General features: G+C 38.9%; 21 protein-coding genes. 19 read left to right on the top strand and 2 right to left on the bottom strand.

Annotated elements, in window-relative coordinates:
- Positions 1-4: 4 nt before the first annotated feature.
- The 6 genes from BBS29_RS02880 to pyrE are packed head-to-tail and all read left to right on the top strand — an operon-like array spanning position 5 to position 5,122.
- Positions 5-922, top strand: a complete 918-nt coding sequence (locus tag BBS29_RS02880; RefSeq protein WP_068128866.1) for an aspartate carbamoyltransferase catalytic subunit — start codon at positions 5-7, stop codon at positions 920-922.
- Positions 888-2,150 (top strand): dihydroorotase, encoded by a 1,263-nt coding sequence (locus tag BBS29_RS02875; protein ID WP_068128864.1) that lies wholly within the window; start codon positions 888-890, stop codon positions 2,148-2,150. The genes BBS29_RS02880 and BBS29_RS02875 overlap by 35 nt, the downstream gene beginning before the upstream one ends.
- A 13-nt stretch (positions 2,151-2,163) precedes the next feature.
- Positions 2,164-2,913: a dihydroorotate dehydrogenase electron transfer subunit gene (locus BBS29_RS02870; RefSeq protein WP_068128862.1), complete on the top strand. Its 750-nt coding sequence runs from the start codon at positions 2,164-2,166 to the stop codon at positions 2,911-2,913.
- Entirely contained in the window at positions 2,910-3,812 is a 903-nt protein-coding gene (locus BBS29_RS02865; RefSeq protein ID WP_068128860.1) for a dihydroorotate dehydrogenase, read from the top strand. Before BBS29_RS02870 ends, BBS29_RS02865 begins: the two co-directional genes overlap by 4 nt.
- A gap of 9 nt (positions 3,813-3,821) precedes the next feature.
- Entirely contained in the window at positions 3,822-4,514 is a 693-nt protein-coding gene (gene pyrF / locus BBS29_RS02860; protein WP_068128858.1) for an orotidine-5'-phosphate decarboxylase, read from the top strand.
- Entirely contained in the window at positions 4,514-5,122 is a 609-nt protein-coding gene (gene pyrE, locus BBS29_RS02855; RefSeq protein ID WP_068128856.1) for an orotate phosphoribosyltransferase, read from the top strand. Before pyrF ends, pyrE begins: the two co-directional genes overlap by 1 nt.
- 457 nt (positions 5,123-5,579) lie before the next feature.
- Here pyrE and BBS29_RS02850 read toward each other — a convergent pair whose 3' ends face one another.
- Complete coding sequence (locus tag BBS29_RS02850; RefSeq protein WP_068128853.1) at positions 5,580-7,280, bottom strand: Rqc2 family fibronectin-binding protein; 1,701 nt, start codon at positions 7,278-7,280, stop codon at positions 5,580-5,582.
- Positions 7,281-7,407: 127 nt separating this feature from the next.
- On the opposite strand from BBS29_RS02850, the gene gmk reads away from it, so the two are divergent.
- The 13 genes from gmk to BBS29_RS02785 all read left to right on the top strand — a co-directional run bounded on the left by gmk (position 7,408) and on the right by BBS29_RS02785 (position 21,042).
- Positions 7,408-8,031: a guanylate kinase gene (gmk, locus tag BBS29_RS02845; RefSeq protein WP_068128972.1), complete on the top strand. Its 624-nt coding sequence runs from the start codon at positions 7,408-7,410 to the stop codon at positions 8,029-8,031.
- Positions 8,031-8,234 carry a DNA-directed RNA polymerase subunit omega gene (rpoZ, locus tag BBS29_RS02840; RefSeq protein ID WP_068128850.1) on the top strand — a complete coding sequence of 68 codons (204 nt, stop codon included), beginning with the start codon at positions 8,031-8,033 and terminating at the stop codon, positions 8,232-8,234. Before gmk ends, rpoZ begins: the two co-directional genes overlap by 1 nt.
- 54 nt (positions 8,235-8,288) lie before the next feature.
- Positions 8,289-9,476 (top strand): bifunctional phosphopantothenoylcysteine decarboxylase/phosphopantothenate--cysteine ligase CoaBC, encoded by a 1,188-nt coding sequence (gene coaBC, locus BBS29_RS02835; RefSeq protein ID WP_068128848.1) that lies wholly within the window; start codon positions 8,289-8,291, stop codon positions 9,474-9,476.
- On the top strand, positions 9,476-11,851 hold the full coding sequence (gene priA, locus BBS29_RS02830; RefSeq protein ID WP_068128847.1) for a primosomal protein N': 2,376 nt from the start codon (positions 9,476-9,478) through the stop codon (positions 11,849-11,851). The genes coaBC and priA overlap by 1 nt, the downstream gene beginning before the upstream one ends.
- Before the next feature lie 8 nt (positions 11,852-11,859).
- Positions 11,860-12,798, top strand: a complete 939-nt coding sequence (gene fmt, locus BBS29_RS02825; RefSeq protein WP_068128845.1) for a methionyl-tRNA formyltransferase — start codon at positions 11,860-11,862, stop codon at positions 12,796-12,798.
- Entirely contained in the window at positions 12,795-14,087 is a 1,293-nt protein-coding gene (gene rsmB, locus BBS29_RS02820) for a 16S rRNA (cytosine(967)-C(5))-methyltransferase RsmB (protein WP_068128843.1), read from the top strand. The genes fmt and rsmB overlap by 4 nt, the downstream gene beginning before the upstream one ends.
- Positions 14,088-14,099: 12 nt before the next feature.
- Positions 14,100-14,828, top strand: coding sequence for a Stp1/IreP family PP2C-type Ser/Thr phosphatase (locus BBS29_RS02815; protein WP_068128840.1), 729 nt, complete (start codon positions 14,100-14,102; stop codon positions 14,826-14,828).
- Between the two features lie 2 nt (positions 14,829-14,830).
- Complete coding sequence (gene pknB / locus BBS29_RS02810; protein WP_068128838.1) at positions 14,831-16,759, top strand: Stk1 family PASTA domain-containing Ser/Thr kinase; 1,929 nt, start codon at positions 14,831-14,833, stop codon at positions 16,757-16,759.
- An 81-nt stretch (positions 16,760-16,840) separates the two neighbouring features.
- On the top strand, positions 16,841-18,109 hold the full coding sequence (locus BBS29_RS02805; protein ID WP_068128836.1) for a cytochrome P450: 1,269 nt from the start codon (positions 16,841-16,843) through the stop codon (positions 18,107-18,109).
- Between the two features lie 100 nt (positions 18,110-18,209).
- The gene (gene rsgA, locus BBS29_RS02800) at positions 18,210-19,073 is read left to right on the top strand and encodes a ribosome small subunit-dependent GTPase A (RefSeq protein ID WP_068128834.1); all 864 of its coding nucleotides are present in this window, start codon (positions 18,210-18,212) and stop codon (positions 19,071-19,073) included.
- Positions 19,073-19,717, top strand: coding sequence for a ribulose-phosphate 3-epimerase (rpe, locus tag BBS29_RS02795; RefSeq protein ID WP_068128832.1), 645 nt, complete (start codon positions 19,073-19,075; stop codon positions 19,715-19,717). The genes rsgA and rpe overlap by 1 nt, the downstream gene beginning before the upstream one ends.
- Before the next feature lie 3 nt (positions 19,718-19,720).
- On the top strand, positions 19,721-20,326 hold the full coding sequence (locus tag BBS29_RS02790; protein ID WP_068128830.1) for a thiamine diphosphokinase: 606 nt from the start codon (positions 19,721-19,723) through the stop codon (positions 20,324-20,326).
- A gap of 11 nt (positions 20,327-20,337) precedes the next feature.
- On the top strand, positions 20,338-21,042 hold the full coding sequence (locus tag BBS29_RS02785; RefSeq protein WP_068128829.1) for a DUF554 domain-containing protein: 705 nt from the start codon (positions 20,338-20,340) through the stop codon (positions 21,040-21,042).
- Between the two features lie 1,148 nt (positions 21,043-22,190).
- Here the strand turns inward: BBS29_RS02785 and rpmB are convergent.
- Positions 22,191-22,379 (bottom strand): 50S ribosomal protein L28, encoded by a 189-nt coding sequence (gene rpmB, locus BBS29_RS02780; protein ID WP_040929210.1) that lies wholly within the window; start codon positions 22,377-22,379, stop codon positions 22,191-22,193.
- Positions 22,380-22,442 lie beyond the last annotated feature (63 nt).

The raw sequence follows: 22,442 nt of genomic DNA, 5'->3' as shown, positions 1-22,442 counted from the left end.
TACTATGAAAAACTTATTATCAATGGACAACGTATCACCAAGAGAGATTTACGAAATTATTACACGCGCACAAGAAATCAAAAAAGGCGACTACAAAAAATTCGACACAGACAAAACGGTATGTAACTTATTCTTTGAAACGTCAACACGTACAAAATCAAGCTTTGAAATGGCTGAATTTAGACTTGGTATGCACGCAATTCCTTTTGAAGTGTCACAATCAGCAGTTCAAAAAGGTGAATCGTTATACGACACTTGTAAAACACTTGAAGCAATCGGTGTAGATGCACTTGTCATTAGACACCCTGATAATAAGTACTACGAGCAATTAGAAGGCATTAACATTCCAATCGTAAACGGTGGAGACGGAAGCGGAAGTCACCCATCACAATCTCTACTCGATATGATGACAATTTACGAACACCACGGTAGAATCCACGGGTTAAAAATCGTAATCGTTGGAGACATCATCCATTCACGCGTAGCGAAATCAAACGCAACAGCACTTCGTAAAATGGGCGCAGAAGTTTACTTCTCAGGTCCAGAAGAGTACCAAGATCACTCACTTGGAGTGCCTTACATGGAATTAGACGAAGCGATTGAAGTATGTGACGTCGTCATGATGTTACGTGTACAAAACGAACGTCACGACAGAAAAATGTTATTATCAAACATCGAGTACAACCAAAGATACGGTATTAACCAAGCACGCGTTCGACGCATGAAAGATGATGCAATCTTAATGCACCCAGCACCAATGAACCGCGGTGTAGAAATTACTGACGAATGTGTAGAAGGAGATAAGAGTGTTATCTTCGAACAAATGGCAAACGGTGTATTTATCAGAATGAGTATTTTAGAAAGAGTTCTTGAAGGAGAGAAATCTAGTGCTTTTAACACAAGCGAAGTTATTGTTAGATAATGACTTCATCACAAAAGATGTATTAATCGAAGACGGTATTATCACAAAAATTGCGGATTCAATCGAGCAAGAAGGTCACGACGTAATCGACTTAAACGGTAAGTTATTAACACCAGGACTCGTCGATGTTCACGTTCACTTTAGAGAACCAGGATTTGAACATAAAGAAACGATTAAAACAGGATCTTTAGCAGCAGCACGTGGAGGATTTACGACAGTATGTCCGATGCCAAATACAAATCCGATTATCGATAGCGTTGAAACACTCGACAAAGTAAACGAAATTATCGAGCGTGACGCAGTCATTCGCGTATTACCTTACGTATCGATTACTGAAGGGTTAAGCGGAGAAAAGCTCGTCGACTTTGACGGGTTAAAAGCACACGGTGCATTCGCATTTACTGATGACGGTGTCGGTGTCCAAACAGCAAAAGTTATGTATGAAGCTATGAAAAAAGCAGCAGCGATTAATATGCCGATCGTTGCACATACTGAAGATAACTCACTTGCAGGGACTGGTGCGGTTCATGAAGGTGACGTATCAGAAAGGCTCGGCGTCGAAGGAATTCCAAGCCTTGCAGAGTCAACACAAATTGCACGTGACGTATTACTTGCTGAAGCAGCAGGGTGCCATTACCACGTATGTCACGTTTCAACAAAAGAATCAGTTCGTGTCATTCGCGACGCAAAACGTGCAGGCATTAAAGTGACAGCAGAAGTGACACCACACCACTTAGTGTTAGATGAAAGTGACTTTACTGAACTCGATCCAAACTTCAAAATGAACCCACCACTTCGTGGTAGCGATGACCGTGAAGCATTAATTGAAGGCCTGCTCGACGGTACGATTGACTTTATCGCAACAGACCATGCACCTCATCATAAAGATGAAAAAGCAGCTGGTGTTGCGAAAGCTCCATTTGGAATTGTCGGCATTGAACATGCGTTCCAATTACTCTATACGAAGCTCGTTAAAACAGGTGTATTCACGTTACAACAACTTGTAGATTTCATGACAGTTAAACCAAGTAACGTCTTTAACTTAGATAGCGGTGAGATTAAAGAAGGAAAAGCTGCTGACTTAACAGTGATTGATTTAGAGGATAACGTGACGATTACTGAAGATGGATTCGTATCTAAAGCAAGCAACTCACCATTTATTGGTGAGGAATTAGAGTCAGATATTTTCATGACAATTTGCGACGGTAAAATCGTCTACGAAAAATAATAGGAGTGTCGACATGAATCACTTACTCAGTGTAAAATCTCAAGAAGAAATTGCACATAACATATACAAAATGGTGATCCATGGCCCGATTACAAGTAAAATGAAAACGCCAGGTCAGTTTGCACATATTCGTGTAAACGAGACTTCGGCGTTTATGCTGAGACGTCCGATATCTATATCGGACGTTGATGCTGTCAATGAGACTTTTACAATTGTATATCGTGCTGGTGGAAAAGGGACTACAGAATTATCGAAATTAAAAGCTGGAGACAACGTAGATGTGTTAGCACCTCTTGGAAATGGTTTCCCAGTAGAAGAGGCGAATCACGTATTAATCGTCGGTGGAGGTATTGGTGTACCACCACTACTTGAGTTAACAAAGCAATTACATAAACGCGGCGTAAAAACGACACACGTATTAGGCTTTAGTTCTAAACGTGAAGTCTTTTATGAAGAAGAATTTAGCCGTTACGGAGACACATATATCGCAACAGTCGATGGTAGCTACGGAACAAAAGGTTTTGTCACAGACGTCATCGACACGTTAGATACAAAGTTCGATAAATTTTATTCTTGTGGACCAAAAGTGATGTTAAAAGTGTTAAGTGACACGTTAGATATGGATGGATACATTTCATTAGAAGAGCGTATGGGATGTGGATTTGGTGCATGTTACGCATGTGTTGCTGATAAAGAAGACGGCACGCAAGTAAAATTATGTGTCGACGGTCCAGTATTTAAAAAAGGAGAGATCATTTTATGAGTTTAAACGTAGAATTACCAGGTCTCTCTTTAAAAAATCCGATTATGCCAGCTTCTGGTTGCTTTAGTTTTGGCGAAGAGTACAGTCAGTTTTATGACCTTTCTAAACTCGGCGCGATTATGATTAAAGCGACAACAGTTGAACCACGTAAAGGGAATCCAACACCGAGAGTAGCTGAAACAGATTCAGGCATGTTAAATGCGATTGGACTACAAAATCCAGGCTTAGATCACGTATTAGAACATGAACTTAAATATTTAGAACAGTTCGATGTACCGCTAATCGCTAACGTAGCTGGAACGACAATCGAAGACTATGTGGAAGTTGCAAAACGTATTTCAAAAGCGAAAAACGTGCATGCTTTAGAGTTAAACATTAGTTGTCCAAACGTTAAAGCAGGTGGAATCCAGTTCGGTACGAACCCTGAGATGGCGTATAACTTAACTAAAGCAGTATACGAAGTGTCAGAAGTGCCGGTATACGTTAAACTTTCACCAAACGTCACGTCAATCGTCGATATGGCGATGGCAGTTAAAGATGTATGTGATGGTCTTACGATGATTAACACACTCGTCGGTATGAGACTTGATAATAATGGCCAACCGATTATTAGTAATATTACGGGTGGTTTATCTGGCCCAGCAATTAAACCGGTTGCGTTAAACATGGTATACCAAGTGAAAAAAGCATTACCAGATATGCCGGTCATCGCGATGGGTGGCGTCACGGACGTGCAAGACGTCATCGACTATATTTCAGTCGGAGCAGATGCGGTCGCAGTTGGTACAGCAAACTTCACAGATCCGATGACTTGTCCGAAATTAATAGACGGACTTGAAGCATACTTAAAAGAACACAACATTAAACATATACACGACTTAAAAGGGAGAACGCTCTAGGAGGATACAATGAATACACCAATTATTGCACTTGACTTTAATCGTTATGAAGAGGTCGAAAACTTCTTAAAACAATTCGATGAAAAACTATACGTTAAAGTTGGAATGGAATTATATATGCTTGAAGGGCATAACGTCCTTAAAGAAATTCGCGCGATGGGACATGATTTGTTTTTAGATTTAAAACTTCATGATATCCCGAACACTGTGTCACGTACGATGGCAGGACTTGGACGTTTAGACGTACAGATGGTAAACGTACATGCACGCGGTGGAAGTGAAATGATGAGACGTGCAAACGAAAGCTTTAAAGAATATAATCCAGACGGAATTTGTATTGCGGTTACTGAGTTAACGAGTACGAACGAACATATGGTTGAACACGAACTTCAGTCAAAATTATCGTTAAGAGATTCAGTGCTAAACTTAGCACAACTCACATACGACGCTGGTTTAGATGGAGTTGTTTCATCTCCATTAGAAAGTCAAATGCTACACGAAAAAATTGGTCCAGACTTTTTAACAATTACACCGGGGATTCGTCTAAAAGAGAGTCAAACAGACGACCAAGTACGTATCGTAACACCAGACGAAGCGAGACGACTCGGTTCAAACTATATCGTAGTAGGTCGCCCGATTACTCAGTCAGATAATCCAGTTGAAAGTTATCATAAAATCAAAGCAATGTGGGAGGGGAAATAATGAGTAAACGTGTATCAGAAATTTTATTAGATATCGAAGCGGTTAAAATTCAACCGAACGATCCATTTACATGGGCAAGTGGCATTAAATCTCCAATCTATTGTGATAACCGTAAAACGATAGGATTCCCGAAAGAGAGAAAAGAACTTATTACGTTATTCATTGAAAAGATTAAAGAAAACTATAGCGACGTTGAAGTTATCGCCGGTACAGCAACAGCTGGCATTCCGCACGCAGCATTTTTAGCAGCAGGTCTCGACTTACCGATGGTGTACGTGCGCGGTGAAAAGAAAAAGCACGGTGCAGGAAAACAAATCGAAGGCGGCGACGTCGAAGGTAAAAAAGTGATCTTGATTGAAGACCTATTCTCAACAGGTGGTTCTAGCCTAAAAGCAGCAGACGCTTTAAAAGAAGCAGGCGCTGAAGTCATATCCGTGATGAGTGTATTTAGTTATGAACTAGACGTACTAAAAGAAAACTTTGAAGCAGCAGGATTAGAATACAGAAGTTTAAGCACAATCGATGAAATGCTTGAACTATGCGAAGAAACAAACAGACTCAGTGAAGCGGACATCGAAGTCGTTAAAAACTTTAGAGATAACTTATAAAATGAAAGAACTCGGCGATTGCGCCGAGTTCTTCTTTTTTGTGGGTTTTGGTGCGTATTGATGGGGGGTTGATGTGATTTCGTACGTTTGGATGCGGGAATCGTCGGTGAAAGATCGGTCTCGCCGTCGATAAGCTGAATCGTCGGTGAAATGAAAAGTTAACCGTCGTTAATAAGGAAATCGTCGGTGAAAATTCAGTTCGCCGACGGTAACGGTCGAATCGTCGGTGAAATTTTGAGTTTCGGGTTTTTCGCCGACGATACTGTCTTTCCCGTCGGTGAATAAAAAATTCGCCGACGAAAGTCCGTTCTGCGACGGTGAAAAAATCCATTCGCCGACGATAATCCGAATTGTCGGCGAAAATCCAATCTCACCGACGCAAATCCCTCAATCGACAATCGGTGCTTCATATCTCAGACGATAAAGCACCCGATCCTCCACTCAGACAGATAATCATCTACTCCGAGTCTTCCATTAGACGGATTTCTCGTTCTACCGGTGTGACGTACACTGTTTTTTGATCGGTGTACGTGACGAACCCGGGTTTTGTGCCTGGGATGTTTTTGACATGTCGGATTTCTGTGTAATCGACTGGGACTGATTGTGATTCTTTTCCTTTTGAGTGATACGCAGCGATTTTCGCAGCTTCCATTATATCGTCTTCAGTGATCTCGTCGGCAACATGCATAATGACGACGTGACTTCCTGGCATATCTTTGACGTGGAACCACAGATGATTTTTACTCGCATGACGGTTTGTTAAATAATCATTTTGCGTATTATTTTTACCGACGAGGACCGTTAAACCGTTTGACGTTTTATATTTATTAAGATGAACCGCATGCTTCTTCTTACGCTTTCTGCGCTTCTTCTCTTTGATGATTCCTTCTGACATCAGTTCCTCACGGATATCTTCGACCTCTTCGGTAGTTGAAATACTCTCCATTTGATGTAGTAACGTCTCGAGATAATTTAAATCCATCTTCGCAATTTCGAGTTGCTTTTCCGCTTCAATTTCTCGGTTTTTCATCTTATTGTATAAGTGATAATATCTTTGTGCATTATCCGCAGGTGATAAGTGCACTTTTAGCGGAATCGTAATTTCTTTATTTTCATAGTAATCGAAGACTTTCGCTTCCTCGCTATACGGTTGTAACTCGTGCATGTATGCCGTCAGCAATTCACCGTACTTTTGATAGTCCTCTTTACGGTGAGACTCTTCGATATCTTCATTTAACTTTTCGATTTTACGCTTCGTTTTGTCATAATTTTGCTCGATGACATACAAGTAATCGTTCGCTTGTCGTTTTATATTTTGTTTAATATATCTTGAATGATAAAATTCATCGAGTAATTCTGAGAGCGTATCGAAGTGGATTTTTTCATCATATTGATGATTTAAAGTCTCGAGTTCACTATAGTAAAACGCATCTCTATTACCGATGTACAATGTTGGATTTAAAGATAAAGCACTCAGTGTCTCTTCAATACCACTCACGATATTTTTGATGTTCCAGAACTTTACACGGTGCTCAGCTTCTTCAATAAATTGTAAACTCACACCTTCGACGTTATTTAAAATTTGTCGATTCAGTTTCCCACCGTTAAAGTCAATATATTTTGGTAAGTCGTTAATTTCTTCAGTTCTAGGATTTAACTTCTTTTTCGTTGGCGGTGCCTCGTACTGTATCCCTGGTTGAATCGGGCGCTCGTTTTCAGAGATCGATATGTGCTTCATCGCAAAAATGATTTGTTTATGTTCATCCGTTAAAATGATGTTCGAGTGTCTACCCATAATTTCAATGATGAGCTCTCGTTCGATTTCGTCACCGATTTCGTCGCGATTCGTAACCCTCATATGAATGCGGCGGTCATTACCGATTTGCTTAATATCTCTAATAATTCCAGACTCTAAATCACGACGTAACATGCGTAAAAACATCGGCGGTTCAAACGGTGTTTCGTAAGATTCATTTGTAAAATGAATACGTGCTAAACTTGGGTGGCAACTCACTAAAAGTGTTTGTGTTTTACGTTCTGCACGTATTTTTAATATAATTGTATACGGATCGATTTGATGAATTTTATTAATACGTCCACCTTTTAGTGGAGTAAATTCGTTCATGAGTTCATGTATAAAATTTCCGTCAAGTGCCATGATTATTGCACTCCTATCTTTCAGAAAATGTACTTTATCTATTATAACACCGTCTAACTTATAGTGAAATTATCTCATGATTATGGTAAAGTTAAGAATAATCACTTTAATGAAAGGTTTACTGCGAATGACAAACGATAAAGGATTGCTGATTGTTCTTTCTGGGCCTTCTGGGGTCGGAAAAGGGACAGTGCGTAAAGCATTGTTTGAAGATGAAGAAACGAACTTTAAATACTCAATTTCAATGACGACACGTGATAAACGTGAAGGGGAAGTGGACGGTGTCGACTACTTCTTTAAATCGCGTGAAGAATTTGAGCAATTAATTGAACAAGATAAATTTATTGAATATGCGGAATACGTTGGAAATTATTACGGGACACCGGTTGATTTTGTTCATCAAACGATGGAACAAGGCCACGATGTATTTTTAGAAATCGAGGTTGAAGGTGCAAAACAAGTGCGCGATAAATTCCCTGAAGCGCTATTTATCTTTTTAGCACCACCGTCAATCGAACAGTTAGAGTCGCGTCTTATCGGTCGTGGCACAGACTCTAACGAGATTATCGAACACCGTATTAGCGAAGCAAAAAGAGAATTAACACTTATGAATTTATATGACTTTGTTGTCGTCAATGATTCTATCGAAGAAGCAAAACGAAAAATTCGATGCATTGTAGAAGCAAATCATTTAAGACGCTCAAAAGTAGAAAGACATTTAAGAAAATTACTGTTGGAGGTAGAGGAGTAATGTTATACCCGTCACTTCATGAATTAAAAGAAAACGAAAATTCAAAATATATGATCGTCATTATGGCGGCAAAACGTGCAAGAGAATTACAAGACCATCCTGAATATGCGGTGTTCGGTGGAGACACAGGATATAGGTCTAAAAAGACTGTCGGTATGGCACTCGAAGAAATCGCAGATAAACACGTAACACGTAAGGACTAATGTGAAGCTGACAATGTATGTTGTCAGCTTTTCTTTACTATTAGAGGTGATCTTATGGCAAATATTTTACTCGGAGTAACTGGTGGAATCGCGAGTTATAAAGCAATTGATGCAACGAGCAAACTCACGCAACTCGGTCATAACGTTAAAGTTGTTTTAACAGAAAATACGTTACAATTCGTCTCACCACTCGCATTTCAAGCGATTGGTCGAAATCACGTATATACGGATACATTTAAAGAAGAAAATCCAGCTGAAATTGCGCATATTAAACTTGGTGAATGGGCAGACATTATTTTAGTGTTACCCGCAACGGCAAATACGATTGGTAAACTCGCAAACGGGATATACGACAATATGTTAACGAACGTCCTCGCGGCAAATACGAAACCCGTCATGATTATGCCGGCAATGAACGTTAATATGTTAAATCATCCGGCGACGCGACGTAATATCGACATCTTAAAAAAAGACGGTTATCATTTTGTCGATAGCGAAACTGGCTTTTTAGCATGTGGATATAATGCCGACGGTAGACTAGCGAGTATTGAAACGGTCATCGCGGAGATGAATCGTATTTTATCTTTAAATGAAGATTTAAAAGGAAAACGCGTATTAGTAACAGCAGGCCCGACAAGAGAGAGAATAGATAGCGTTAGATATTTAACGAACTATTCGAGTGGAAAGATGGGTTACAGTATCGCTGAAGCGTTTAAAAATCGAGGTGCGACTGTAACAATCGTGAGTGGGCCAGTCAGTATTGACCCGCCGAGCGGTGTCAATGTCATTCGAGTTGAATCGACAGAAGAAATGTTTGAAGCGGTCAAAAATAATTTAGACAACGATATCGGTATATTTTCTGCAGCAGTATCTGATTACACACCAAAACACGTAGCGACAAAAAAGCTTAAAAAAGAGACAGATGCACTTGACGCTATTGAGTTAAAAGAAACGACAGATATTTTAAAATATGTCGGGCACAATACGGACGATATGTACGTCGTCGGATTTGCTGCTGAGACGGATAACGTCGAAGAAAATGCGCTAAAAAAACTAAAGAAAAAGCAAATTGACGCGATTTGTTTAAACGACGTATCGAACTCGTCAATCGGTATGAATAGTGACTTTAACGAGATTACGATGTTCTTTAAAACAGGTGATAAAACACAGTTAAACTACGGGACGAAACAAGAAATCGCAGACAAAATCGTCGACGAAATCGTAAAGCGAGTGGACCTATAATGTACGCATCAGTCATCGTCGCGATTAGCAATAAGAACGTCGATCGTCTCTTTACGTATAAAATTCCTGAACACTTAGAAGATAAAATACAACCAGGATCTAGAGTATTCGTTTCATTTGGACCGAGAATGATTCAAGGATTTGTCGTCGAGGTAAAAAATGAGACAGACTTAGATCCTTCGAAAATTAAACCAATTCAAAAAGTTATGGACGTCTACCCAGTACTTACGAAAGAACTCATTCATTTAAGTAAAAAGCTCGCAGATTATTACGTCGAACGACATATAAAAGTCATTGAAGCAATACTCCCTGCAGCGTTAAAAATGAAATCGAGATCTGTATTAAAACTAAGTAATGACGCGTCCACAATTGCTAGAGAAACATTTAAAAAGTTTGACGATGAAAAAATCGACGTCAAACTGCTCGATATGAACGACTTAAAACAATTAATGCCGTTTATTAACTCTAAAGAAATTATTGAAGAAAAAGAATTTTCTCAGCATACGAAAAAGAAGACACGTCGAGGGATTGAATCAAATTATTTAGATATAAAACCATCGAGTCGAGCAGTGAAACAAATCGAGTTACTCGAACTCGTCGAAGACCGTGGTCCGTTAACGTATGAACAAATCGAAGAAGAAGGATACTCTATAGGAGTCATTAACGCACTCGTCGATAACGGCTTTTGTAAAAAAATCGATATATTAGTCGAGCGCGATCCATATGAAGGGCGAGTATTTTATCAAGACGATAAAAAGATACTAACGCCTGAACAACAACACGCGTTTGACACGATTAAAAAATCGATTGATAACGATGAACACGAAACGTTTTTATTACATGGAATCACTGGAAGCGGAAAGACAGAAGTGTATTTACAAGTAATCGAAGAAGTATTAAATCGCGGTGAAAATGCGATTATGATGGTCCCAGAAATTGCACTTACTCCACAAATGGTGCAGCGTTTTAAATCGAGATTTGGTGACGACGTTGCAGTGATTCACTCGATGTTAAGTCACGGTGAACGATATGATGAGTGGCGTAAAATACGTGAAGGGCGTGCTCGAATTTCTATTGGCGCACGAAGTAACGTGTTTGCGGCATTTCAAAACGTCGGGTGTATTATTATCGATGAAGAACACGAGTCGACTTATAAACAAAACGAACGCCCGTATTATCACGCACGACTCGTTGCTAAGTGGCGCGCGGAGTATTATAACTGTCCGTTAATACTTGGATCTGCAACACCGAGTATCGAGTCATACGCCCGAAGTGAAGTCGGCGTGTATCAGAGACTTGAACTTACAGAAAGACCGACGGAACAAACCGTTCCAACTCCAGAAATCGTCAGTATGGTTAAAGAGCGAGAAGACGGCAACACGTCAATCATTTCACGTAAACTCGACATGAAAATTCGAGACCGAATAAGTAAAGATGAACAAATGATCCTGCTACTCAATCGAAGAGGATATGCGAACTTTTTAGTCTGTCAAAACTGTGGTCACGTTCCGATGTGCCCAAACTGTGACATCAGCTTAACGTATCATAAATCTAACAATTCACTGATGTGTCATTACTGTGCATACGAAGAGCCGATGCCAACAAAATGCGGAGCGTGTGGTGAACACGATTTAAGTCTTCGCGGGACAGGAACACAAAAGATAGAAGAAATATTACGCGATACGTATAACGTCGACGTCGTACGAATGGATATCGACACGACGCGTAACAAAGGTGCACACGAAAAGCTATTAAGCACGTTCGAAAAAGAAAATATTCCGATACTACTCGGCACACAGATGATTGCGAAAGGGTTAGATTTTAAAAACGTCACACTCGTCGGAGTGTTAAATGCAGATACGATTTTAAATCTACCGGATTTTAGAGCAAATGAACGTACGTTTCAACTCCTCACTCAAGTATCCGGGCGCGCAGGACGCGGAGACGTTGAAGGAGAAGTGATATTCCAAACGTATAACGAAGATCATTACGCGATCCAATTCGCAAAAGAAAATGACTATCGTTCGTTTTACTTAAGAGAAATGGAATATCGAAAACTCGCACGGTATAGCCCGTATTACTTCCACGTATTATTTACAATTTCAAGCGAGTATCAAGACCGCGTCATTAAAGCAGCGAGTGACATTCATACAGTCATTCAAAAAGACGTGTCGAATCGTTCGATTTTAATTGGACCGAGTCCATCTCCAATCGAGAGAATCCAAAACAAATATAGGTTCCAAATAATATTAAAATATAAAAGTGAGCCAGAACTGTTTAAAGTACTCCATGAACTGGATAATAAGTATAGTAAGGAATATCAAAAGACACAAACATCGTTAAGAATCGATGTTGATCCAGAATATATTATGTAGGTGAAACTATGGCAAATATAATTTTTATGGGAACGCCAGATTTCTCTGTTCCCATTTTAAGAGCGCTACACGAGACGTTCGAAGTTGATCTCGTCGTATCTCAGCCCGATAAAAAGGTCGGCAGAAAACAAATTTTAACGCCTCCTGCAGTCGCAAAAGAAGCGGCAACGCTTGGCATAGAAGTATTCCAACCGGAGGCTATCGGTAGTACTTCATCGATTGAAAAAATAAAATCATACGACCCAGATATTATTGTTACAGCCGCATACGGTCAGCTGTTAAGTGAAGACGTGTTAAACATACCAAAACTCGGGTGTGTTAACGTTCACGCGTCACTCTTACCTAGACATAGAGGGGGCGCACCGATTCACCGTTCGATAATTGAAGGCGATGAAAAAACTGGCGTCACATTAATGTATATGGCAAAAGCGTTAGACGCGGGAGACATCATCGCGCAGCAAGAAACAGTCATCGAAGATAGTGACACAGTCGCTACGCTTCACGACCGTTTAAGTGAAATTGGTACGGAATTACTGATAAATGAGTTACCAAATATTTTAAACGAAACAAATTCACGTACGCCTCAAGACGACGCATTAAAAACGTTTAGTCCAAACATCGAAAAAGAAGATGAGTTCGTTACGTTCGACCGTCCGTCTAGAGAAGTGTTTAACCATATCCGGGGTTTAAACCCGTTCCCGGGAAGTTATACATTGTTAAATGGTAAACGACTGAAGTTATATTTATCGAAATTGACAGAAAAACAGTCGACAGAAAAGCCAGGGACGATTGTAAAAGAAACGAAAGACGGATTTTTAGTTGCGACAAATGATTTTGACTTAGAAATTACAGAAGTCCAACCTGCAGGTGGTAAACGTATAAACGCAGGTCAATATATTCGTAATAATAGTCATTTAATTGGTGATATGCTCGGTGAAGACGTATGACAGTAAGAGAATTAGCACTCGATGCGTATTCAAACGTCATTCATGACGGTGGGTATTCAAATATCGTTTTAAATCGAATCATCGAGGAAAACGAATTATCACAAAAAGACCGTGCGTTACTCACAGAGATTTTGTACGGTTCGATTTCGAGGAAATTAACGCTCGAATATTATTTACGCCCACTCATACAAACGAAAATAAAACGTTGGCAACGCGATTTACTCGTCATCAGTCTATATCAATTAGAATATCTCGATAAAATACCGAGTTACGCAGTGATCAATGAAGCGGTTGAAATTGCTAAAGAGCGTGGTGGACTACAGAGTTCACGTCAAATTAACGGTATTTTACGTAGTTTCTTACGTGAAGAAAAACCAAAAATCAGCGATATTAAGAACGACGCGACGAGGCTATCAATCGAGTATTCACTACCGAAGTGGATCGTCAGACATCTATTAAAACATCATTCAGTCGAAAACACTGAAAATATCGCAAAAAGTCTACTTGAGAGACCAAACATGTACGTACGTGTAAACAGGAAACAAACGACGCGTGAGGCACTAATTAAACAGCTACAAGACGAAGGAGTGACTGCTAAGAAAAGCTCTATTCATGAAAATGCAGTCATCGTTTATGGTGGAGGGCTAACGGAAACGAAAGCCTATAAAGATGGATTATTTGGTATTCAAGATGCGAGTTCGATGTGTGTCAATTATGCATTAGATCCAACTGGAAAGGAAGCGATACTCGATGCATGTAGTGCGCCTGGCGGGAAAGGATTCCACGCACTAGAAAATATGAATGGACACGTCGATTTTTCAGACGTATTTGAACATAAACTGACATTAATCAAAAATGAAAGCAAACGTTTAAAACATACGAATTTAAATGTAATGCTAAAAGATGCAACGAAAGACGATTATGATACGATGTACGATAAAATAATCGTAGATGCACCGTGTTCAGGGCTCGGTGTTTTAAAACGTAAACCTGAAATTAAGTACAACGTCCGTGAAGAAGATATCAACACACTTGTTGACATTCAACTATCGATTTTAAATCACGTCAAACAGTATTTAAAACGTGGCGGTACACTCGTTTACTCGACATGTACACTGCATCAAATGGAAAATGAAAACGTCGCATATACGTTTAAAAAACAGTCGACGGATATAGAATTTGACGAATTTGAAATTCCACCGTTTAAATTTAAAGGAAACATGCGTCAAATTCTCCCCCATGAACTGAATACAGACGGTTTCTTTATCGCTAAATTTAAGAAACTGTGAGGGAGGACAGCTATGAAATTTTATGAGAAAAGTATTTGTGGGAGTTACCGTAATTTAAACGAAGATACGGCCTACGTATTTCAAAATAAAACCGGTCAAAAAATCGCGTTAATTGCCGACGGTATGGGTGGCCATGAGCATGGTGAAGTCGCTTCAAAATTTGTCGCTTCTAAAATTAAAGAAGCGTTCGAAGAGACGAACTACTTTAAACCAGACGACGGCAAAGATTTTTTAAGAGATTTAATTATTCAAACGAACCGCGAGTTATATGACTATTCAAACGAAAATACGGAGTCTAAAAATATGGGAACAACACTCGTTTTAGCAGCATTTTTAGATGAAATGATTTACGTATTTAACGTCGGAGATTCTAGAGCGTATGCACTTAAAAAGTTAGAAATACGCCAAATCACAAACGACCATACGTTTGTTAATATGCTCGTCAGTTCAGGTGAAATTACAAAAGAAGAAGCAAAATCTCATCCTCAAAAAAATATCGTAACGAAAGCACTCGGTACAACAAGACTCATTCAGCCGGATTTATTCCGTTTAAAAAATCATCTGTATGATTATATCGTTTTAACGAGTGACGGCGTGACAGATGTCGTGGACGATGAAACGATTCATAAAATTGTATATGAAAACGAAAGTAAAGCAGATGAAATTGTAGCTAAAGCTGAAAAAAATGACTCGAAAGATAACATCAGCGTTATCGTCGTCGACTTAAAGGCGGGTGAATAGTAATGGAAGGAAACATCATTTCAGATCGTTATCGCCTTAAAAAATATTTAGGCGGTGGGATGAGTTCAGTTTATTTGGCCGATGATATTATATTAGACCGTGAAGTCGTCGTAAAATTGATAAAATCAGATCCGTATAACAAAGAAAAGATGATGCAACGCTTCCAGCGTGAAGTACAAAACACAACACGATTAAACCACCCAAACATCGTTACAGTGATCGACGTCGATGATACGAGTGAATACCACGTACTTGTCACGGAATACATTAAAGGTCCGAACTTAAAACAATATATCGATGAAAATAAGCCGCTACCATATGATAAAATCGTAGAACTGTCACTTATGACGCTTCGTGGTATCGAACACGCGCATAACCGTGGAATTATCCATAGAGATATTAAGCCGCAAAATATTTTAATCGATGAAGATGGTCAGTTAGAAATTACGGACTTTGGTATCGCGAAAGCTTTATCTGAAACAAGACTTACTGAAACGAACCAAGTGATGGGTTCTGTTCAGTACATTGCACCAGAACAAGCAAAAGGAAAGCATGCGGATGAACGTGCGGACCTTTACAGCTTTGGAATCATGTTATACGAAATGATTACGGGAGAATTACCGTTCCAAGCTGAAACTCAAGTATCCGTAGCGCTTCAACATATACAGTCACCAATGCCAAACATCGACGATAAGCGTGAAGGTGTACCACTAGGACTTAAAAACATCGTCTATAAGTGTACCGAAAAGGAACCGAACGACCGTTATAGTGACGCGTCAGAAGTAATTCGTGATTTACTTGACTACAAAAATATGACACATGCGTATAAAGCGAATAATGAACCTAAAAAAGTCGATAAGGACAAAGTGAAAGTAGCACCTGTTGCACCAGTTCCGGTAAAACCTAAGAACAAAAAGCCAGAACAGACAGAGCCACCAAAAGAAGAGACTAAAAAGCAACGTCGTATATGGCCGATTATCGTTATTTTATTACTTCTTTTAATCGGTGGAAGTGTGCTAGGGGCGTTATTCTTAAAATCAACACCGAAAGAAGTCACGGTCGAAGACGTTCAAGGTATGCATGTTGACGAAGCAGTTCAAAAATTCGAAGAAGCAGGCCTCGTGATCGGTGATATTACACGTGAACATAACGAAAAGATTGAAAAAGATCACGTCATTAATACGTCTCCAAAATCCGGTGCTATCTTAAAAGAAGGTGACACGATCGACTTAAATGTGTCTGACGGTGAACCACCATATGAAATGGAAGACTTTACGAAAAAATCAATCGATGACGTTAAAAAGAAATTAGAAGAACTCGGATTTAATTCTGTTAATATCGAAGAGGAATATTCAAGTGAAATCGATAAAAATAAAGTTATCGAACAATCGATAAAACCAGGCACAAAAATTATTCCAAAAGAAGAATCGATTACGTTAACGGTATCTCAAGGTCCTGAACCGATAGAAATAGAGAACTTCGTCGGAAGACCGTTCGAGGAAGCGAAACAAGTACTCGAAGGCAACGGATTTATAATTAACAGTGTGAATGAAATCCATAGTGACGAATACGGCGAAGGGATCGTAGTGTCTCAAGACCCAAGTTACGGTGCGTTTTTACCAGGCTCTCCAATTAATTTAACAGTGTCTAAAGGTAAAGCGCCAAAAGAAGCAAAAGAATATCAATTTAAAGTGACGATTCCATTTGGAGAGGATACTTCTAAAGATAAAGACAAGAAAGAAAGAACGAAAAAAGTAAAAGTCTATATCGAAGATAAAACACGAAACATCGATGACGTCGAGGAAGAGTTTGTGATCTTTGAAGACACACCGTACACGATTAACCTCGTCCTAGAAGAAGGTGAATCAGGTGGTTATCGTATCGAAGTCGATGGTAAAAAAGTGTTAGAAGAAAAAATCAAAAATGATTAAATAAATTTATTGAAATATTGGCGTTTATAAAAAATGTTATTTATAATAAAAAGGAAGACTTCAATTTGGAGGATGAAAACAATGGCAAAAATTAAAAGAGATAAAGGTCTAGATAATACGTTAAAAGTATTTAAACAAGGCTACCTTTATACTACAAATCAAAGAGAACGCCTAGGTGCAGAAGTGTTTGAAACACGTGCACTCGGTGGTAAAAGCTACGTCGTTTTAAGTGGAAAAGAAGGGGCAGAACTATTCTACGATAACGACAAAATCGAACGTGAAGGTGGTTTACCTAAGCGTGTTGTAAACACTTTATTCGGTAAAGGTGCGATCCACACGACAACTGGTAAACAACATATCGACAGAAAAGCGCTATTCATGTCATTAATGACTGAAGGAAACTTAGAGTATGTACGTAAATTAACACGTAACTACTGGAAAGCTAACACAGCGCGTATGGAAGCGATGGGAGACGTTAACGTTTACCACGAATCTATCGTTCTATTAACACGTATTGGTATGCGCTGGGCGGGAGTAACTGCTCCAGAAGAAGAAATCGAAAGAATCGCAGAAGACATGGATATCATGATCGACTCATTCAAAGGTCTCGGTAATGCGTTCAAAGGTTACAAATCATCTAAAGATGCGCGTAAACGTGTTGAAGACTGGTTAGAAGATCAAATCATTAAAACACGTAACGGTGAAATTAATCCTCCAAAAGGCTCATCATTATATGAGTTAGCACACTGGAGAGACTATGAAGGTAATCAAATGGATTCACGTCTTGCAGGTATCGACCTCATGAACACGTTCCGTCCATTAATTGCAATTAACCGTTTCGTATCATACGGTGTACTTGCACTTTACGAACACCCAGAAGCAATTCGTAAAATGAGCACGGTAGAAGATTATCCGTACATGTTCGCTCAAGAAGTAAGAAGATTCTACCCATTCGTTCCATTCTTACCTGGTAAAACGAAAGTAGAAGTGGAACATAAAGGTGTAACGATTCCTAAAGACCAACGTCTCGTTATCGATGTATACGGTACACTACACAGTGAAGAGTTATGGGATCAACCAAACAAATTCATTCCAGAGCGCTTTAAAGACTGGGACGGATCACCATTTGATATGATTCCACAAGGTGGTGGAGACTACTGGACTAACCACCGTTGTGCAGGTGAGTGGATCACAATCATCATCATGGAAGAAACTATGAAATACTTCGCAAACGAAATCACTTGGGACGTTCCAGAGCAAGACTTAACAATCGACTTAAACAGTATCCCTGGTTACATCAACAGCGGTATGGTCATCAACAACGTTAGAGAAAAAGTGGATCGTTTCTAATATATTTCCCTCTAAACAAAAATGTTTAGAGGGATTTTTTATGTTTCTTAAATATAAACGTTTGTTATAATTTATTTAGATGAAAATTTTAGGAGGCATTATGCAAACAGGTAAAATTGTAAAAGCGCTTGCCGGTTTTTATTACGTTAAAAGTGACGGCATAGTATATCAAACGAGAGCGCGTGGAATATTCCGTAAACGTAAAGAGAGTCCGTTAGTTGGAGATATTGTCGATTTTGAAGCGGACAACGTAAAAGAAGGAACGATTACTCATATACATCCACGTAAAAATTGTTTAGTCCGTCCGCAAGTTGCTAACGTCGATCAACTACTCATTACAGTGAGCATAAAAAATCCGGACTTTAGTTTTTATTTAACAGACCGATTTTTAGCATATAGTGAATCTAATCATATTACGCCAATTTTAATCGTTACTAAAAACGATTTAAATGACGATGAAGAATTAATCAAAAAAATAAAAGAAACATATGATATGTATGACGTGTACTTTACAGAAAAAGACACGGTAAATGAATCATTAAAAGATATATTCCCAGATAATTTATCGGTCCTTGCTGGACAAACGGGTGTCGGGAAAAGTACGTTATTAAATACGTTACTTCCAAACTTAAACTTAGAAACAAATGAAATTAGTGAAAAGCTAAATCGCGGAAAACATACGACACGTCATGTTGAACTGATCGATAAAAATAACGGTCAGATCGCAGACACTCCAGGATTTTCTACGATTGATTTTACACATATCGACAAAGAGGACTTACGTTTTTATTTTAAAGAATTTAACGTTTTTCTAGACGACTGTAAATTTAGAGGATGCGTCCATATTAACGAACCGAAATGCGCCGTAAAAGATGCTGTGAATAATGGTGATATAAAAGAAAGTCGCTACAACAGTTACTTACAAATATACGAAGAAATGACGAATTACAAGGAGAGATATTAATGGTTAAAGTATTACCATCATTACTAGCGAGTGATTTTTTAAATTTAGAAAGTGAAATGAAGAGAATGGAAGAAGCAGGTGCGGATATTTTCCATTTAGATATTATGGATGGACAATTTGTGCCGAATATTTCATACGGTATTCCTGTTTGTGAAGCGATTAGTAAAAAAACGAATATTCCACTAGACGTTCACTTAATGACAGAAGATCCAGAGCAGTTCGTCGAAGAGTTTCGCGATATGGGTGTTGATTATTTATCGTTTCATATTGAAGCAACGCCGCACGCACATCGCTTAATCACGCATATCCAAAACAACAACATGAAAGCAGGCATCGTTTTAAACCCACAAACGCCAGTGAGAGATGTTAAGTATCTGTTAGACATCGTAGACTTCGTTCTCGTCATGACAGTGAATCCAGGATTTGGTGGGCAGTCGTTTATCGAATCTGGTGTTAAAAAGATTGCAGAACTCGATTCTATTCGTACGAGGGAAAATTATGACTATTTAATTGAAGTAGACGGCGGAGTGAACGATGAAACCGCACGCGTGTGCCGTGAAGCGGGTGCAGATTTACTCGTGAGTGGATCGTACTTATTTAAAGCAGATAATACAAAAGAGACGATTGATAAACTTAGAGGTTAATATATGAAAGCTAACGTAGTGATGAGAGAAGTGAGCGTTCCAAAAATTTCTGGAGATTATGTCGGGGTCGACCGCGGAGTGTATCAGTTACTTAAACTTGGTATTACACCGAAATTTTGTTACGGTGATTACGATTCAGTAAATGATAAAGAACGAGACTTCATTGAATCAAAACTTAAAATCCATGCAGTCAATAGTGAAAAGGATTATACGGATAGCGAGCTTGCGTTATTTGATCTTGTCGATAAAGGTTACAAAAAAATCGACGTATACGGTGCATTAGGTGACCGTATTGATCATGAGTTAATGAACATTCAGCTACTTTTAAATGAGAAATTTAAAGATGTCGACGTCAGGCTAATCAATGATTTAAATATTATATTTAAAGTCGAAGGTTGTCGTGAACTAAAACATCTCGGGTATCAATATATTTCTTTTATACCAATTTTTAACGACACAGTTTTAAAATTAGACGGATTTAAGTATGATGGAGAAGTCACTACGTCTATTGGAAGTACCTTAACAGTATCTAATGAATTTGCAAGTGACGTTGCGACGGTTGAAACGAATCAACCAGTAATCGCGATTTATTCAAACGACAGAAGTTAGGAGATGAAAGTATGATATTACTTGGTGCACTCGTCAACGGGCTCGCCATTATTATCGGTGGTTCACTCGGGTTAATATTTACTTTTATCCCCGAACATGTGAAAGATTCAATTTTAAAAGCACAAGGACTCGTTATTATTGCGCTTGGAATTCAGATGATTTCCTCATCGACAGACGTTATTGTCACGTTGTTAAGTTTAATCGTCGGTGTGACGATCGGTGAGTACTTAAAGCTAGAAGACAAACTAAACGGTATTGGGCACTGGCTGGAATTTAAGCTAGGCGATAAAAACGCAGGAAACATCTCGCAAGGACTCGTCTCTGGAACGATGATATTTATAATCGGAGCGATGTCAATCGTCGGAGCACTAGACGCAGGGATGCGCGGTGACAATACAGTCTTATACACGAAATCATTTATGGATTTCTTTATCGCACTCGTTATGACAACGACATATGGACTCGGCGTCATCATTGCTGGTATTCCTACATTTTTATATGAAGGACTCATTACACTCGGCGCAAAAGGATTTGCGCACTTCATACCAGAAGACGTATTAAAAACGATGACAAAACAAGTCAGCGCAACTGGAGGAGTCATTATCTTTGCGATCGGTTTAAACATGATGAACATCACAAAAACACGTGTCGGAAACATGATCCCAGCGATATTTGTCGCGATGATCGTCATATATATCATGAGTTTCTTTAGATAAGACGAACTTAAAATATTAGTTCGTCTTTTTTCATTTAGTGAAACAGATAGTTCGGGTGAGAGGTTGCATGGGTGTTGGGGTTGCGCTGGGGTTGGGGTAATTGTTAACAAATTGGCTAAGGTGTTGATGGAAAAAGTTTTTGTGTAAACGAAATAAATTTAATTTTACACAACTCTCGAATACGTCAAAGGGTGAGTTGTTAATTTTACACAAAAACTCTAATTGTCAACGAAGGCACAACGCTTTTAACACAAATCGGATTTGCGTAAAATTAAACAGAAAACAGTCCTGCCACCGTCACTTTTCCAGCATAAAAACTGCTTAATAGCGACTCGGTTTTTCATCTTGTTAAATTAACGAAGGTGCCTTTAACGGAAACGCCCGTTGCGTAAACGAAATAAATTTAATTTTACACAAGTGCGAAATACGTCAAAGGGTACCTCGATAATTTTACGCAAGATCTCTAATTGTAAACGAACGCACAACGCTTTTAACACAAATTGGATTTGCGTAAAATTAAACAGAAAACAGTCCTGCCACCGTCACTTTTCCAGCATAAAAACTGCTTAACAGCAGCTCGGTTTTTCATCTTGTTAAATTAACGAGGGTATCTTTAACGGAAACGCCCGTTGCGTAAACGAAATAAATTTAATTTTACACAACTCTCGAATACGTCAAAGGGTGCCTAGATAATTGCACGCAAAAACTTTAATTGTCAACGAACGCACAACGCTTTTAACACAAATCAGATTTGCGTTAAATTAAACAGAAAACAGTCCTGCCACCGTCACTTTTCCAGCATAAAAACTGCTTAATAGCGACTCGGTTTTTAATCTTGTTAAATTAACGAAGGTGCCTTTAACGGAAACGCCCGTTGCGTAAACGAAATAAATTTAATTTTACACAACTCTCGAATACGTCAAAGGGTGCCTAGATAATTGCACGCAAAAACTTTAATTGTCAACGAACGCACAACGCTTTTAACACAAATTGGATTTGGGTAAAATTAAACCAAAAATCCAACTAATATAGAAGATTAAAAACCTACTCCGACCAAAGTCACAGATCCAACCCAAAATCTTGCATGTGTATACACAAAAAAAGAGATTTGTACGATTCTATCGCACAAATCTCTTTTATTATTTTAATTATACGCGTTGTACTTTACCAGATTTTAACGCTCTAGCTGAAACCCAAACACGTTTAGGTTTGCCATCTACTAAAATTCTTACTTTGTGTAAGTTAGCACCAAAAGTTCTTTTACTTGCGTTTAGTGCGTGAGAACGGTTGTTACCTGATCTAGCACGACGACCTGTAACGTAACATACTTTAGCCATTCGTCCCACCCCTTCATTGTTTTTAATTGATAATTCTTATCTGCGAATACTATAATATAATAC

Origin of the sequence: Nosocomiicoccus ampullae (genome assembly GCF_001696685.1) — a bacterium.
GTDB classification, from domain to species: domain Bacteria; phylum Bacillota; class Bacilli; order Staphylococcales; family Salinicoccaceae; genus Nosocomiicoccus; species Nosocomiicoccus ampullae_A.
This window is presented reverse-complemented; position numbering and strand designations above follow the sequence as displayed.

Coding starts and splice junctions, on each gene's coding strand:
- rpoZ (WP_068128850.1), top strand. CDS start 8,031: ATGTTATACCCGTCACTTCATGAATTAAAAGAAAACGAAAATTCAAAA.
- rsgA (WP_068128834.1), top strand. CDS start 18,210: ATGCAAACAGGTAAAATTGTAAAAGCGCTTGCCGGTTTTTATTACGTT.
- rpe (WP_068128832.1), top strand. CDS start 19,073: ATGGTTAAAGTATTACCATCATTACTAGCGAGTGATTTTTTAAATTTA.
- BBS29_RS02865 (WP_068128860.1), top strand. CDS start 2,910: ATGAGTTTAAACGTAGAATTACCAGGTCTCTCTTTAAAAAATCCGATT.
- BBS29_RS02880 (WP_068128866.1), top strand. CDS start 5: ATGAAAAACTTATTATCAATGGACAACGTATCACCAAGAGAGATTTAC.
- BBS29_RS02815 (WP_068128840.1), top strand. CDS start 14,100: ATGAAATTTTATGAGAAAAGTATTTGTGGGAGTTACCGTAATTTAAAC.
- pyrE (WP_068128856.1), top strand. CDS start 4,514: ATGAGTAAACGTGTATCAGAAATTTTATTAGATATCGAAGCGGTTAAA.
- rpmB (WP_040929210.1), bottom strand. CDS start 22,379: ATGGCTAAAGTATGTTACGTTACAGGTCGTCGTGCTAGATCAGGTAAC.
- BBS29_RS02870 (WP_068128862.1), top strand. CDS start 2,164: ATGAATCACTTACTCAGTGTAAAATCTCAAGAAGAAATTGCACATAAC.
- BBS29_RS02790 (WP_068128830.1), top strand. CDS start 19,721: ATGAAAGCTAACGTAGTGATGAGAGAAGTGAGCGTTCCAAAAATTTCT.
- pknB (WP_068128838.1), top strand. CDS start 14,831: ATGGAAGGAAACATCATTTCAGATCGTTATCGCCTTAAAAAATATTTA.
- BBS29_RS02850 (WP_068128853.1), bottom strand. CDS start 7,280: ATGGCACTTGACGGAAATTTTATACATGAACTCATGAACGAATTTACT.
- rsmB (WP_068128843.1), top strand. CDS start 12,795: ATGACAGTAAGAGAATTAGCACTCGATGCGTATTCAAACGTCATTCAT.
- priA (WP_068128847.1), top strand. CDS start 9,476: ATGTACGCATCAGTCATCGTCGCGATTAGCAATAAGAACGTCGATCGT.
- coaBC (WP_068128848.1), top strand. CDS start 8,289: ATGGCAAATATTTTACTCGGAGTAACTGGTGGAATCGCGAGTTATAAA.
- fmt (WP_068128845.1), top strand. CDS start 11,860: ATGGCAAATATAATTTTTATGGGAACGCCAGATTTCTCTGTTCCCATT.
- BBS29_RS02805 (WP_068128836.1), top strand. CDS start 16,841: ATGGCAAAAATTAAAAGAGATAAAGGTCTAGATAATACGTTAAAAGTA.
- BBS29_RS02785 (WP_068128829.1), top strand. CDS start 20,338: ATGATATTACTTGGTGCACTCGTCAACGGGCTCGCCATTATTATCGGT.
- pyrF (WP_068128858.1), top strand. CDS start 3,822: ATGAATACACCAATTATTGCACTTGACTTTAATCGTTATGAAGAGGTC.
- gmk (WP_068128972.1), top strand. CDS start 7,408: ATGACAAACGATAAAGGATTGCTGATTGTTCTTTCTGGGCCTTCTGGG.